Source organism: Methanofollis tationis, assembly GCF_013377755.1.
Lineage (GTDB): Archaea > Halobacteriota > Methanomicrobia > Methanomicrobiales > Methanofollaceae > Methanofollis > Methanofollis tationis.
Map to the genome: position 1 here is coordinate 895,536 of NZ_JABXWR010000001.1, position 13,497 is coordinate 909,032.

Sequence of the window (13,497 nt, forward strand, 5' to 3'; positions counted from 1 at the left end):
TAAAACAAATAAATTTACCCTGATGAAAAAAAGGATGTTTTTGTCTCCCATGCTGCGGTGCCGACAGTGTAACGAATCTTCTGTAAAAATAATTTGGCCCTGAATCCAACCTAGATTTGCAGAAAGGAGAAACAGGGCCATGGATCCCTTAGCGTTAATCGAAGATTATCTTTCCGATAATGAGAATGGCATGAAGACCCTCATCACCTGGTTCCTCAACCAGGTGATGCTGCTCGAAGCCCTCCACCAGGCGGGAGCCGAGCAGTATGAACGAACCGATGCGCGGAAGGCTCACCGAAACGGCTACAAGAAGCGATCTCTGAAAACCCGATATGGAGAAACGATCCTCCAGAAACCGCAGTTCCGAGAATTTCCCTTCGAAACACAGGTATTTGGACGCTATTCCCGGGTTGAGAAGGCTCTTGAGAATGCTATCTTTGAATCCTACCTTCAGGGAGTCTCAACCCGCCGGATCCAGGAGATTGTTGCTCATTTTGGCATCGAACAACTCTCTCCTGCTTCAGTATCCAGGATAGCAAAGGACCTCGATGAACAGGTCCATGCATTCCTTCAGAGGCCTATTGAACAGGAGATTCCCTATCTCTTTGTGGATGCTTCGTACTACAAAGTCAGAGAGGGACCACGGTACATCACCAAAGCTCTTCTGGTGATCGCCGGTGTTCGAATGGATGGCTACCGCGAAATCCTGGGAGCCAGAATCACTGATTGCGAGAATGAGATGTTCTGGTCGGGATTGTTCGAAGACCTCAAAGAACGAGGATTGGTGGGTGTCAAGATGGTTGTCTCAGATGGTCATGCCGGGATCCAGAAGGCGGCGGAAGCCACCTTCCTCGGCGCATCGTGGCAGATGTGCTCGGTCCATTGCACCCGGGCGGTTTTAAAGAATATTCCACGGAAACATCAGAAAGAAGTTGCTGAGTCCTTGAAGGAGGCATATGGGGACGAGGAGAGACTGCAGGAGCTTGCAGACGATCTGAACGAACGAGGATATCGGAAAGCGGCCAATACGATCGAGAGATTCATCCCGGGACTTATGAGTTACACGGCGTTCCCGAAAGAGCACGCAAAGCGGATCCGAACGACGAACATGATGGAAAGAGTCAACAAGGAACTGAAACGGAGAACCAAAGTTGTAGGGGCCTTTCCCAATGAAGAGTCACTCCTCAGGCTGGCAGGATCCATCCTGATGGACATCAATGAGGAGTGGGTGACCGGCAGAAGATATTTGACGATGGAGGGGGAATGATCAAACAAGGAGACAGGGCTCAGACGAATTACAGAAGATCTGAAACACTACCCGGTGCCGCCTGCGGTCGGACAAAAAAGATGAAACCTGAGTTCAGATCTCGTACGCCACGAGCGAAAGACCGAGTTCCTTCTCAAGGCCCTGGATCCTTTTGAGATCGGCATCCTTCAGCGTCGAATAGGTCGGTTTTGCGTACGCAAGGAGTGTAACCTTCATTTCCTTCTCAAGACTCTTCACCTTCTCCACCTGCTCGGGAGACATGCTCGCATACCCCATACAGATCATGGCTTTTCACCACCACCCCCATATTATCGCACCATATATATATATATATATTCATATAATTCATCACTATGATGCCCCGGGGGGGCGAGAGAATGGGTGACCGGCGCCGCGTAAAACAAAATATATTTGAACTAACACCATATTATTTTATAAAATATCTTTGTTATAACCACATTAAATTGGAGCGATCTGAATGGCTGGTAATTTCTCTCTCATAGGGATATGTTGCATATTCCTGATGATCCTGGCCGCCCCCGCGGCGGCCGACTACCCGATGTTCCACGCCGATGCGGCGCGCACCGGGGTGGCATCGACACCGGGACCCCTGAACGGCACACTCCTCTGGTCGGCAGAGACCGACGAGTTCTCCGACGGATCACCGGCCGTCCATGACGGCAGGGTCTATATCCCCACGTGGTCCGATATGAACTTCACCGACAACGATCCGATGGGGCTTGTCTGCTGTGATGCCGCTACCGGGGCGGTGCTCTGGACGAACGAACTCGGCGGCGCCGCCACAGGATCGGTCTCGGGCACCGCCGTCGCCGATGGAAAGGTCTATGTTGGCGGGACCGACGGACGACTCTACGCCGTCGACGCTTTCAGCGGCGCTGCACTCTGGTCGAGCGACCAGATCGACACCACCGGCTATTTCGGGCTCTCGTCATCGCCCCTCGTCTATGAGGGAACGGTGTACGCCCTCTCCGCCTCTGATGGCGTGCTGCACGCCTTCACGCCCGAAGGCACAGAGTCATGGTCCTTCCCCACCGGCGGATCCGTCGGCTACTTCACCTCACCTGCGGCCGCAGACGGAAAGGTCTTTGTCGCCGGAAACGGGAGCGGCCTCTTCTGCATCAATGCCTCAACCCACGCCGCCGTGTGGAGCGCCACCCTCCCGACCGCCGTGAAGTCGACGCCGGTCGTCAGTGACGGTAAGGTGTATGTGACAACAGCAGACTGCCTCTACGCCCTCGATACAGCCACCGGTACAGAGGAATGGAATGCCCCCATCACCGGAACGTTCTCGACACCGGCCGTCTCGGCCGACACCGTCATCGCAGGCACGTCCACCGGCATCCGCGCCTACAACGCCTCCACCGGCGCTGCACTCTGGACGTTTGCGAGTGCACAGGTGAGCGTCTCCCCGGTGATCGCCGGGGATCTGGCGTATTTCGCGACAAACGAGGAGACCGGCACCGTGTATGCGGTGGATATCGCCACCGGCGCCGGTGCATGGTCATATATCCTGCCCTCGCCGGGCGACGGCGCATGGGCCTCATTCTACATGTCCTCACCGGCCGTATCGGACGGGGTGCTCTACATCGGCGCAGAAAACAACCGTTTTTATGCCTTTGGAACCGAAAAACCCGGCCCTGACGTGATCTGGGACGGCACCGTCACGCTCACCGGCACCACCTTCGCCTTCACGCCCTCGAACAATGCATCGGCATCCTACACGATCAACCGCACCACCGACCTCGGCGCCCTTGACGCCGCCGCAACAGCCGGAGGGTTTACCTTCAACGCCTCAGACGCCTGGTATGCCACCTATGGTTCATTCATGCTGGAGGACATCGACGGCATCGCAAACGAGGACTGGACCCAGGAGAACGCGCGCTCGTGGTCGATCTTCATCAACGGGGCGGCGGCACCGACCGGGATCGGGGCAAACGACCTCCACGACGGCGACAGACTCACCTTCTCCTACTGCCCCACCGACCCGGTCACCTGGGCGCCCCTCATCGACCAGGCTGCCTACGTGGTATCGATCGATGTCGACGTCGCCGAAGCAGCGGTTGAGACACCCTCGCTCGGAGACGGGCAACGCGGCGGCTTCGTCCTCGCTGAGGTGGACGCCGCCGCAGAGGAAAGCGGCTGGTATGTCGTCGTCGTGAGCGGCACGAACGCCGCCGGCGAGGGGATCGCCGGTACCGGCACGGTCCGCCTGAACGGCGGCGAGATGGTCGCCGTGCCGGTGCTGGTCGCCGTCCCCGCACAGGTGAGCGCGGGCACCTACACGCTGTATGCCGGGATCTACCGCCTTGAAGACTACCCGGCCGGCCTGATATCCCACAGCGGAGGCTCGGAATGCGTCGTATCCTGACACTGCTCTGCCTGCTGGCAGCAATCGCCTGCACCATGCCGGCCGCGGCGCTGAGCATGGACATCTCGGGAACCACCGCCGGCTCCGCCGTGATCGTCACCTGCGACCAGGAAGCGTTCTTCGTCTTCCAGGAGAACAGCGGCACCCCGGTCTTCGCACGGGGCACGACTGTCAGGTACATCCCCCACACGACCGGGACACTCTCGATTGCGGCGGCCGCAGGGGGTGCAACGGTGGCCGAAACCGTCACCATCTCAGCGGGCGGCAGCGGCGGTGACGGTGGTGACGGCGGCGATCTCTATCAGAACGTCGTCCTCCCGGCAGGCAACCTCACCGTCACCGCCGCCAACAGCGGCACGACCTATACGGTGAACAGGCGCACCGCCCTGGGAGCGCTCGACGCCTCGGGCGCGAGTTACACGATCGACGACGGCTGGTACGACCAGTACGGCACCCTCTACATCACCGCCATCAACGGCCGGACAAACAGGGGCGCGTCAGGCTGGATGTACCAGGTCAACGGCGTCTCCCCATCGGTCGGCGCCAATGCAAAGACCGTGCAGAACGGCGACCGGGTCGTCTTCTACTGGAGCGAGAGCATGTCCTCCACCCCGGCGACCTCGGACGAGGCAATCTGGCTGAAGGTGGTCTATGGGAGCGGCAGCGACAGCGGCGATGCGGGCACGACAACAGCCGGATCTGCGGCCTTCGGCCCGGCCACAGATCCGAAAACGCCTGTGGGACTGCCCGAAGGCGTCACCACCGCGGTGGTGGGTGGAAAGACCAGGATTTCAGTCGACCTGAGCGCCGCGCACGATGGGGAGCGAGTCACCGTGAAGGGCGACCGCATCATCATCGAACGGCCCGGCCTGGTCATGACCATCCTCACCGGTGACATCACCGAGAGAGACGGCATCGCCACCGGATTTCTCAAGAGCGTCACGGCCATGCTGACACCGAAGAGCGGGACGATCGCCGGGATCGGCGATGTCGGGGCGACGCTGATCCTTTCGCTGAACGGTGTCACGGCCCTCGGCGATATCACGGTCACCTACGCCTCCAACCTCTCGGCAGAAGAACAATCAGCTCTCTTCGCACTCTGCGCCGTCGATGGAACCGCCGTCACCGGCACCGCTTGCGTGATGAACGTCGGCATGAACGGGCTCGTAAACGGTGAGGACATCGCGAGCGCCACCGTCAGGATGCATCTTGCCCCCGCATGGGTGGAAAAGCACGGCGGCGCCGGCGCGATCCGCATCGTTCACATCGCCGACGACGGGACGGTCGAGATCCTCGACACCGACATGGTCGGGATCGACGATAAGGGCAACCTGATCTTCGAGGGCATATCGCCGAAAGGGCTCTCAACATTCGCCCTCGTCAGTCTCGGCGAGGCCACCCTGAAGTCGAGCACGACGGCCATGCCGACGACCGCCGCGGCAGCCCCTTCCACAACGGCCCCGGTACAAACGCCCCTCGGGTGGGCGGCGGCGATCGCTGCTGCCCTTATCGGCGGCGGGGTCTGTCTCTCCAGAAGAAAGGAGGCGTGAATCCTGAAACCGATTGCCCCACTTCTTTTTCTTCTCTGCATCGCCGCCTGCATCGCGACGGCGGCAGCCTACCCCTTTGGTGCTGACGATGCGGCCGTCCGGAGCGGTCTCGACTACATCAGGTCCTGCCAGCATGACGACGGCGGGTTCGCCGAGGCCGGGCGGAGCACAAACCCCGGCACCTCATGGTTTGCGGTGATGGCGATCGTCGCTGCCGGCGAGGACCCGCACGGCTGGCAGGTGAACGGCACCTCGGCGATCGACTACTGGAAGTCAGCCGAAGACGCCGTAAACCCGGAGGGGACGGCCGAACTCGGCAAGATGGTCACCCTGATCGCGGCGGCCGGGGAGGACCCGCACGCCTTCGGCGGCCACGATTACCTCACCGAACTCAAAGGGCGCATGAAAGCCAGCGGCCAGTTCGGCGACTTCGTCTACACCACCTACTGGGGGCTCTTCGCTCTCGTCTCGGCCGGTGAAGACATTTCGTTGCCTGTGGCATGGCTGAAGAGCCAGCAGAACGACGACGGCGGCTACGGCTGGATGCCGGGCGCCGAGAGCGATTCCGACGACACCGCCGCCGTGATCATGGCCCTCATCGCCGCCGGCGAGCGAACAGACGTCCCCGCCGTCTCGCGGGCGCTCGACTACCTCAGGGTAAACCAGATGGAGGACGGCGGCTTCAACTACGGCGGCTCCTCCTCCTCGAACGCTGCCTCGGCGGCATGGGCGATCCAGGCGATCACCGCCGCCGGGGAGGATCCCTCGGCGTGGTCGAAGAACGGCAGGGACGTGGTCTCGACCCTTGCAGACCTCCAGCAGCCCGACGGTTCATTCAGGTGGACGGCGTACACGACGGACAACCCCTGCGGCATGACGGCGCGGGCGATCCCGGCCCTGCTCGGGAAACCCTACCCGGTCCTGCCAGGCCAGAAGGCGCCCGCCCTCCAGGCGCCGGAAACGTCAACAACAACGGTGCCTGAGAAGACAACGGTGCCGCAGACCGTAGCACCCACCGCCGCAACCGCAAAATGGCAGCCCGTCACCGTCACCGACGACTATGGCGTTAAGGTCAGGATCGAGGCGATGCCGATGCGCATCGTCTCCCTCGCCCCTGCGAACACCGAGATCCTCTTCGGCCTCGGCCTCGGTGACCGGGTGGTTGGCGTGACCGACTACTGCAACTACCCGGCTGAAGCAACGGCGAAACCGAAGGTCGGCGGGTACTCCACCGTGAACATCGAGAGGGTGGTGGCGGCGAATCCTGACCTGGTGGTGGCCGCCTTCGGGAATACCGGGGAGGTCGTGGACCATCTCAGGAGCCTCGGCCTGACCGTGATCGCCCTGAACCCGGACTCGGCCGGGGGAACGCTCCGCGATATCAGGCTCGTCGGAACGGCAACCGGCACCGGAGCCGAGGCAGAGCGGCTGGTGACATCGATGGAGGCGCGCATCGACGCCGTGAAGGAGAGAACAGAGAAGGCAACCGACACCCCGACGGTCGTCCACGCCGTCTGGTACGATCCCATCTGGATCAGCGGGAACAACACCTTCCAGGACGAGATGATCGCCCTCGCCGGCGGCACAAATGCCTTTCCCGACATGGAAGGCTGGCAGATCATCACGATGGAGCGGTTCATCACCACCGACCCCGAGGTGATCATCGTCAACTCAGGGACCGGGATGGGCGAGGGCGGCACCGACCTCATCTACCGCTATTTCATGGACGAACCGCGCTTTAAAAACCTGAAGGCGATCAAGAACAACCGCGTCTATATCGTCGACTCAGACCTGATCGACCGGGGCGGGCCGCGCCTGGTCGACGCCCTGGAAGAGGTCGCCGCCGCCATCCACCCCGACCTCTTCGAGGGCGGACCGGCACCGGCCACCGCCGCCCAGCAGTCGCCCGGTTTCGGGGCGTTCGCCGCATCGGTCGCACTCGCCGCCGCCGGGCTGATCCTCTTGCGGAGGGCAGAATGAGAGCAGGCGTCGCCGTCGCACTCATCCTCGCCCTGAGCATTGCGGCGACGGCGGCCGGCCTCTCCTTCGGCAGTGCATGGGAGACCACGATGCCGGAGAATGTGCTCGATATCGCCGTATCGGATGACGGCACGACCGTCGTCGTGCTCACCGCCGCCGCCCTCTCCTGCCTGGACGCCGACGGCACGCCCCTCTGGGAGGTGCCGGGCCGCCACGCCCAGACGGTCGGCATTTCAGGCGACGGTTCGCTCATCGTGACCGGCGGAGAGGACCTGCGCCTCTATGACCGGAGCGGCGCTCTGGCGTTCAGGCATGACACCGGCTTTTTCGCCTTCGGCACCGCCATCTCCCCTGACGGCTCCTGCATTGCCGGGGGATTTGACAACACCAGGGTGATGATCTTCAGGAAAAACAGCACCGGGGCGTTTGAACAGTCAGCCATCGTCAATACAACTGAGGATGTCATCGCCCTTGCCCTCTCCCTCGACGGCGGGCATATCGTCACCGGAGAAAAAGACGGCACGATCAGGTATTACACCGGCGAGGGAAGGCCCCTCTGGAGTTACGCCACCGGAAGCGCCACGCTCTCCTGCTCGATGACCGACGACGGCGGGTATATCGCCGTCGGTGCAGATCACGGGGTTGCAGAACTGCTCAACAGGAACGGCAGAGTTCTCTGGAGGCAGGTCAGCGGGGAGCGAAGACCGGGCATCGCTCTTGCCGGGGACGGTTCTCTCGTCGCTCTCGGCAGGGATGGGATCAGGTTCTTCTCAACGGACGGAACCGAGATCGGCCGCATAGGGGGTGAAGAGATCACATCGATCGCGCTCTCGGGCAACGGCGCCGTTGCGGCCGGCGCAGGGAGAGCAGTCGCACTCTACCGGCCTGCATCCAGAACGCCGACCGAAGATGAGACAATGGCCTCGACCCCAACGGCCAGGCAGGAGGGGCCAGAGGGCGAAACACCGACCCCGACACAGTCGGCAGCACCCCTCCTTGCAGCCGTGGCGGCGCTCCTCTGCGCGAGATGGCGGGGTTAATACTCCCTGACAGAGGGCCAGACGATCTCCACGGCCCCCTGCGGGCAGAGCTCCTGGCAGCAGAAACACCTGATACACTCTTTTTCGTCGATCTGCGGGATCTCGCCCGGCACAAACGTGATCGCATGCGGCGGGCAGACGGCGGCGCAGGTGCCGCACGCCGTGCACCGTCCCGAGTCGATGACCGGGCGCGCGGCGACGAGCCGCCCGCCAAACTGCGCGACAAACGACGGCAGCGACGGGGGCGACGCCGGGGCCGGGACGAAATCGGCCACCCGCACTTCCGCAATGGGCGGGCCGTGGACCAGGACATCTAAAAGGCCCGTCGGCCCCTCCCCGCGCGCAGCGGCGCGAGCGATCGTCGGGACCGAGAGGGGATCGAGGCCGATGACCAGGGCAGCCGCGCAGTCCAGGGCGGTGCAGCTCGCCGAGGCGGCGAGCAGCCCGATCAGACGGGGATCGCCGCTCTGCGGGCCCTTCCCCTCCATCCCGACGACGGCGTCCATGATAGAGAGCGACGGCTGGATGGCGGCGTGGAGGTCGAGGAGGAGGTCGGCAAAGACCTCACGGTCCCGGCCCGCGTGGAGGTGGTAGGCCGCCTTCGTGATGCCGGGAATGCAGCCGTACAGAATTTTCACCGCCCCGGAGTATGCGGTGAGCTGGTGGGTCTTCAGTTTTGGCAGGCAGATCACGGCGTCGGCGTCTAAAACGGCCTTTGCGATCGTGAACCGGCGGAAGAAACGGCCGTCAGACGACGGGACGGCGACGCTCTCGTCGTCAAAGTACACATACTCGCAGCCGGTCTCCTCGATCACCCCCATCATCCCGGTCGTCTCGAGGAGTGCGTCGTACGAAGATGGGGTGTTCTGCCCGCCGGGCGAATCGCCGATCACCGGGACGCCCCCGCACGCCTGCACCGCCTCGACCACCGCCCGCACCACGGCCGGGTGCGTCGTCACCGCCCGTTCAGGCGGCCGGGCCGAGAGGAGGTTGGGCTTCACCAGAACGCGCATACCAGGTGCTACGAACGCCGCCATGCCGCCGAGGGGCGCCAGCACCGCAGAGAGAGCAGAGCCCACTTCGTCAGGGCCGTACGAGCGGCAGCGGGCAAGAGATACAGGATCGAACATCGAAACCCTCATGCACGCTGCGTATCCGGTTCCACCCGGTTCATCCATATCTTCTTATTCGCAGGCGCGGAATCACTCATAGGTGAAAAAATGGACCTGATCACAATTATTCTGATCGCCGTCGTCGTTATCGTCGTCCTTGCCCTCATCGGGTGGTTCGTGAGCATCTACAACCGCTTCATGAACCTGAAGAACTCGGGCGAGGCAACGCTCGGGCAGATCAGGGTCGCCATGAAGAAACGCCTCGACCAGATCGAGCAGCTCCTCGGCGCCGTCAAGAGTTATGCCTCCTTCGAGAAGGAAACGCTCACCCAGGTGACGGCGATGCGCGCCGGCCTTGGAAAGGCCGACCCCGGCGACCTCAACGAGGTGGAGCGGCAGTCGCGCTCGCTTATCGGCAGGCTTTTCGCCGTCGCCGAGGCATATCCCGACCTGAAGACGCAGGCGACCGTCTCAGAACTGACCGCCTCCATCAGGAGCATCGAGGACGAGATCGCCCGCCAGCGCTACACCTACAACAACATCGCCCAGCAGCTCAACACGATGACCGAGACGATCCCCTCAAACATCGTCGCCTCTCTCATCCACATGAACAAGCTGGACTACCTTGAGTTTGAGGAAGAGATCGAGCGGGCGCCGAAGATCGCATTCTGAGGTGGTTCCGCTGAGCGAAAACCGGCAGATTGCCACCCTCATCCTCATCACCTTTTTCCTCGGCGTCCTTGCAGTCGGCGCCGCCGTGGTGCTGCCCCCCCTCTTCGAGGGCGACCTGGTCGTCGACGATTACCAGGCTGTCTTCTACGAGAACGGCACTCTCATCGAACGCTACACCTATGACGTCCGGGTTTCGGGCGAGTACCGGATGCTCTTCCGCTACTTCGACGATACCCTGACCTTTGCGGATAGGGAGAGCGCGCACATCAAATATCTCGGCATGGAGGTGCCCGAAGGCGTCATCGGCTACGCAAAGGACTATTCCGGCGATATCGTCGTCGTCCCGGACGCAACCGAGACAGAGAAGGCGTTCATCAGGCAGAACGCCTACGCGAACGAGCTCGGGATCTACACCCCCGCATACTTCGACACCGGGACCTACACCGTGGAGTACCGTTACGCCGTCGTCCCGCCAATCGAGTACGACAACGTGAACACGCACCTCAACCTGAAACTGGTGCGTGAGCACATCCCGTACCGCCACCTCTCGATCATCCTCCCTGACTGGAGCGGGATCGAGGCGGTCTATGCCTACCCGCCCGGTCTGGACGTCGCCGAGGACGGTAACACCGTGACGATCACCGGGAGCGCCCCTGAGAACGACATCGTGGCAGTCGAACTCCTTCTCGACGCGGGGGCGAAGGACCGCTTAAACGGCGTCCTATCTCAGGTGGAAGACTTGAAGGGAAAGACCGAGTCGGGCGCCTTCTGGTACAACCTCCCCTACTCTGCAGCCTTCGCCCTCTTTGTCATTGCAGCCTTGCTCGCCCTCGTCATCCCCTTCGCCCTCCTCCTCGTCTACCGGCGCCGGGGACAGGAGAAGGCGTTCACGGTCCCCGAGTACCTCAGCGTCACCCCGAACACCGCCATGAAGCCGTGGCAGGTGAACCTCCTCTTCACGGGCGACGTAATCGATTTCGACGAGAACGGCTTCTATGCGACGGTGCTCGATCTCCACCGGAAGGGCGCCCTGACCGTGAAGGAGAAGACCGAAGGGAAGGGCGTTTTGATCACCGTCAACACTCAGACCTCGGACGACGCCTACGAGCAGCGGGTGCTCACCTACCTCTCCAACCTCACCGAAGGCCGGACTTTCGACACCGCCACCGTCGAGGCGCTCGCGGCCAGGGCTGCGCACGACAAGGCGGCCGAGACGGCGATCATGCGGTTCCAGGGCGGGCTCAAGGCCCTCCAGAGCAGCGTGGACGCCTCGCTCTCCCGCCGGTATGCCACCGACGGCCGGACCCTTGTCGCCCCCCTCCTCTTCCCGGGCGTCATCGTCCTCGCCCTTGCCGTCCTGGTCATCGTCATGGCGCCGGCGACAGGCTACCTTGCCTTCCCGGCGATCTTCCTCTCAGGAGCGGCGATCGCCGAGGTGGCTGTCGCCCTCGCCTTCCCCTCCACCCTCTTCGGCCACTGGAAGGACGACCGCTACCGGGAGAAACTGGAGTGGGACGCCTTCGCCCGCTTCCTCTCAGACCTGGCACAGATCAGGAAGTACGCCCCCGCCGACATCTCGATGTGGGGCGAGTGGCTGGTCTACGGCACCGCCCTCGGCGTCGGCGATCAGGTCGAGGCGGCGATGAAAGACCTGAATATCAACATCAGGGAGGCCGGCATGCCCCTCTATTCCACGATGCACCTCGGCTTCGTCCCGATCGTCGCCTTCGCCCCGCCCTCGGCTGGCGGCGGCGGAGGCGGCTTCGGTGGCGGGGGCGGCTTCGGTGGCGGTGGAGGCTTTGGCGGTGGGGGCGTCGGCGGGCGATAAGAGCCCCCGGGCCTCCATCACACTCTCCAGAACATATTCACTCTCTTTTTCAAACCCGGAGAGACACCCCACCCTCCAAAGTATTATGAGCGCCGGGGCAGAAGAGGGGCACATGCAGCGGACATGCGTCATCTATGAGAGCAAATACGGCTCGACGGCAGAGATCGCCGGGGCAATCGCCCTCGTCCTCGGGCCGGCGCGGACCTGCAGGCCAGAGGAGTTTTCCAGCGAGATGCGGTCCTTCGACCTCTTTGTGATCGGCACGCCCATCTACAACGGCAATGTTGCACCCTCGATACGACGGTTCGTCGAGACCAACGCCTCATGGCTGCGAAAAAAGACGGTGGCATTCTTCTGCACCTGCATAAACCTGCACAAGGGTCACGAATACCTCAAAGAACTGCGTGAGATGATGGGGGACGACGCCCCGGCGGTGGCCTTCGGCGGCCGCATGGAGGTGCGGCACCTTGACCGGGACGACCTGACCGCCCTCTCCCTCTACGCGAAAAAGACCGATTTTACCCTCGAAGACCGGGACCTGACCGACATGGGAGCGGTGACCGCCTTCGCCCTCGCCCTGCGCGAGCGGATGGCATGCGGGGGGCAGATGGCCGAAACGGAGATCAGGACGGCGGTCGAGGACTACTTAAAGGCCCACCACATCTGCGTCCTCGCCACCGGCCATGACAACCGGGTCAGGGCGACGACGGTCGATTACCTCTTCGAGAACGGGAAGATTTACATCTACAGCGAGGGAGGCGAGAAGTTTGCGCACCTCCTCAGAAACCCGGCGGCCGCCATCGCCGTCTATACGCAATACACCTCGATGGAGGATATCGCGGGGCTCCAGATCGAGGGTAAGGCCGAGATCCTCAGGCCGGGCGCCGCCGGGCACGCGGAGGCGCTCGCCCTGCGGGATATCGACCCCGACCGACTCAGGGCCTTAAACGCCGACATAAACGTCATCAGGATCACGCCTGAGAAGGCCGAGTTCCTCAACGCCGCATTCAAGCGGCAGGGCCATGCAATGAAGCAGACCCTCCGCTACTGAGGCGTAGCCTTCGCAGCGGCGATAAAGCGCTCGATCAGGCCGTGGTCCTTGACCCCAGGCGCCGTCTCCACCCCTGAACAGACGTCCACCGCATAGGGGCGCACCGCGGCGATTGCCGCCCCCACGTTCTCAGGTGTGAGCCCGCCGGCAAGGATCACCGGGAGACTGCTCAGTTCCGCAAACGCCCTGGAAAAGGCCGGGTCGAAGGGGCGACCGGTCCCGCAGCTCTCGTCCACGATATACGCATCAGTCCTCCCCGGGGGCAGCGGCCTGCCCTGCCCGGTCACCCTGATCACCCTCGCCCCGGCATCCTCCGGCATCTCATGGGGATACGAGATCTGCACGGCCGTCGGGCGCAGGGCAAGGATCCGGTCGAGTTCATCGGGATCGGCCGTATGGGTCGCGACCACCGTCGCCGTGAACGGCCCGACGGCCGAGAAGACCGCACGCGCCGCACCGGCCCCGATCGAGCGCGGCGAGTCAGAGCACATCACCACGCCCACGGCGTCGGCCCCGGCCCTCTCGGCCGCAACGGCGTCCTCCACCCGGGTCAGCCCGCAGATCTTCACCCTGGGAGAGTATCCCATCTGCCACATACCTCTACACTC

General features: G+C 62.8%; 11 protein-coding genes. 8 read left to right on the forward strand and 3 right to left on the reverse strand.

Features of this window, described 5'->3' with window-relative positions:
• Positions 1 to 139: 139 nt before the first annotated feature.
• Positions 140 to 1,267 carry an IS256 family transposase gene (locus tag HWN36_RS04595; RefSeq protein WP_176787296.1) on the forward strand — a complete coding sequence of 376 codons (1,128 nt, stop codon included), beginning with the start codon at positions 140 to 142 and terminating at the stop codon, positions 1,265 to 1,267.
• A gap of 93 nt (positions 1,268 to 1,360) precedes the next feature.
• Here the strand turns inward: HWN36_RS04595 and HWN36_RS04600 are convergent, their stop codons facing one another.
• Positions 1,361 to 1,528, reverse strand: coding sequence for a hypothetical protein (locus HWN36_RS04600; protein ID WP_176788284.1), 168 nt, complete (start codon positions 1,526 to 1,528; stop codon positions 1,361 to 1,363).
• 262 nt (positions 1,529 to 1,790) lie between these two features.
• On the opposite strand from HWN36_RS04600, the gene HWN36_RS04605 reads away from it, so the two are divergent.
• The 4 genes from HWN36_RS04605 to HWN36_RS04620 all read left to right on the forward strand — a co-directional run bounded on the left by HWN36_RS04605 (position 1,791) and on the right by HWN36_RS04620 (position 8,226).
• Positions 1,791 to 3,656, forward strand: a complete 1,866-nt coding sequence (locus HWN36_RS04605; protein WP_176788285.1) for an outer membrane protein assembly factor BamB family protein — start codon at positions 1,791 to 1,793, stop codon at positions 3,654 to 3,656.
• Complete coding sequence (locus tag HWN36_RS04610) at positions 3,641 to 5,206, forward strand: DUF4430 domain-containing protein (protein WP_176788286.1); 1,566 nt, start codon at positions 3,641 to 3,643, stop codon at positions 5,204 to 5,206. Before HWN36_RS04605 ends, HWN36_RS04610 begins: the two co-directional genes overlap by 16 nt.
• A 198-nt stretch (positions 5,207 to 5,404) precedes the next feature.
• Positions 5,405 to 7,186 (forward strand): helical backbone metal receptor, encoded by a 1,782-nt coding sequence (locus HWN36_RS04615; protein WP_449405514.1) that lies wholly within the window; start codon positions 5,405 to 5,407, stop codon positions 7,184 to 7,186.
• Entirely contained in the window at positions 7,183 to 8,226 is a 1,044-nt protein-coding gene (locus tag HWN36_RS04620; protein WP_176788287.1) for a WD40 repeat domain-containing protein, read from the forward strand. Before HWN36_RS04615 ends, HWN36_RS04620 begins: the two co-directional genes overlap by 4 nt.
• Here the strand turns inward: HWN36_RS04620 and HWN36_RS04625 are convergent.
• Positions 8,223 to 9,356, reverse strand: a complete 1,134-nt coding sequence (locus HWN36_RS04625) for a DUF362 domain-containing protein (protein ID WP_176788288.1) — start codon at positions 9,354 to 9,356, stop codon at positions 8,223 to 8,225. The genes HWN36_RS04620 and HWN36_RS04625 overlap by 4 nt on opposite strands.
• A gap of 90 nt (positions 9,357 to 9,446) precedes the next feature.
• On the opposite strand from HWN36_RS04625, the gene HWN36_RS04630 reads away from it, so the two are divergent.
• The 3 genes from HWN36_RS04630 to HWN36_RS04640 all read left to right on the forward strand — a co-directional run bounded on the left by HWN36_RS04630 (position 9,447) and on the right by HWN36_RS04640 (position 12,889).
• Complete coding sequence (locus HWN36_RS04630) at positions 9,447 to 10,010, forward strand: LemA family protein (RefSeq protein ID WP_176788289.1); 564 nt, start codon at positions 9,447 to 9,449, stop codon at positions 10,008 to 10,010.
• Position 10,011: 1 nt separating this feature from the next.
• Positions 10,012 to 11,838 carry a DUF2207 family protein gene (locus tag HWN36_RS04635; protein WP_176788290.1) on the forward strand — a complete coding sequence of 609 codons (1,827 nt, stop codon included), beginning with the start codon at positions 10,012 to 10,014 and terminating at the stop codon, positions 11,836 to 11,838.
• 112 nt (positions 11,839 to 11,950) lie between these two features.
• Positions 11,951 to 12,889 carry a flavodoxin domain-containing protein gene (locus HWN36_RS04640; RefSeq protein ID WP_176788291.1) on the forward strand — a complete coding sequence of 313 codons (939 nt, stop codon included), beginning with the start codon at positions 11,951 to 11,953 and terminating at the stop codon, positions 12,887 to 12,889.
• Here the strand turns inward: HWN36_RS04640 and HWN36_RS04645 are convergent.
• Positions 12,883 to 13,476: a phosphoribosylanthranilate isomerase gene (locus tag HWN36_RS04645; protein WP_343044925.1), complete on the reverse strand. Its 594-nt coding sequence runs from the start codon at positions 13,474 to 13,476 to the stop codon at positions 12,883 to 12,885. The two genes, HWN36_RS04640 and HWN36_RS04645, sit on opposite strands and share 7 nt — an antisense overlap.
• Positions 13,477 to 13,497: the final 21 nt, after the last annotated feature.

Coding starts and splice junctions, on each gene's coding strand:
- HWN36_RS04595 (WP_176787296.1), top strand. CDS start 140: ATGGATCCCTTAGCGTTAATCGAAGATTATCTTTCCGATAATGAGAAT.
- HWN36_RS04600 (WP_176788284.1), bottom strand. CDS start 1,528: ATGTCTCCCGAGCAGGTGGAGAAGGTGAAGAGTCTTGAGAAGGAAATG.
- HWN36_RS04605 (WP_176788285.1), top strand. CDS start 1,791: ATGATCCTGGCCGCCCCCGCGGCGGCCGACTACCCGATGTTCCACGCC.
- HWN36_RS04610 (WP_176788286.1), top strand. CDS start 3,641: ATGCGTCGTATCCTGACACTGCTCTGCCTGCTGGCAGCAATCGCCTGC.
- HWN36_RS04615 (WP_449405514.1), top strand. CDS start 5,405: ATGGCGATCGTCGCTGCCGGCGAGGACCCGCACGGCTGGCAGGTGAAC.
- HWN36_RS04620 (WP_176788287.1), top strand. CDS start 7,183: ATGAGAGCAGGCGTCGCCGTCGCACTCATCCTCGCCCTGAGCATTGCG.
- HWN36_RS04625 (WP_176788288.1), bottom strand. CDS start 9,356: ATGTTCGATCCTGTATCTCTTGCCCGCTGCCGCTCGTACGGCCCTGAC.
- HWN36_RS04630 (WP_176788289.1), top strand. CDS start 9,447: ATGGACCTGATCACAATTATTCTGATCGCCGTCGTCGTTATCGTCGTC.
- HWN36_RS04640 (WP_176788291.1), top strand. CDS start 11,951: ATGCAGCGGACATGCGTCATCTATGAGAGCAAATACGGCTCGACGGCA.
- HWN36_RS04645 (WP_343044925.1), bottom strand. CDS start 13,476: ATGGGATACTCTCCCAGGGTGAAGATCTGCGGGCTGACCCGGGTGGAG.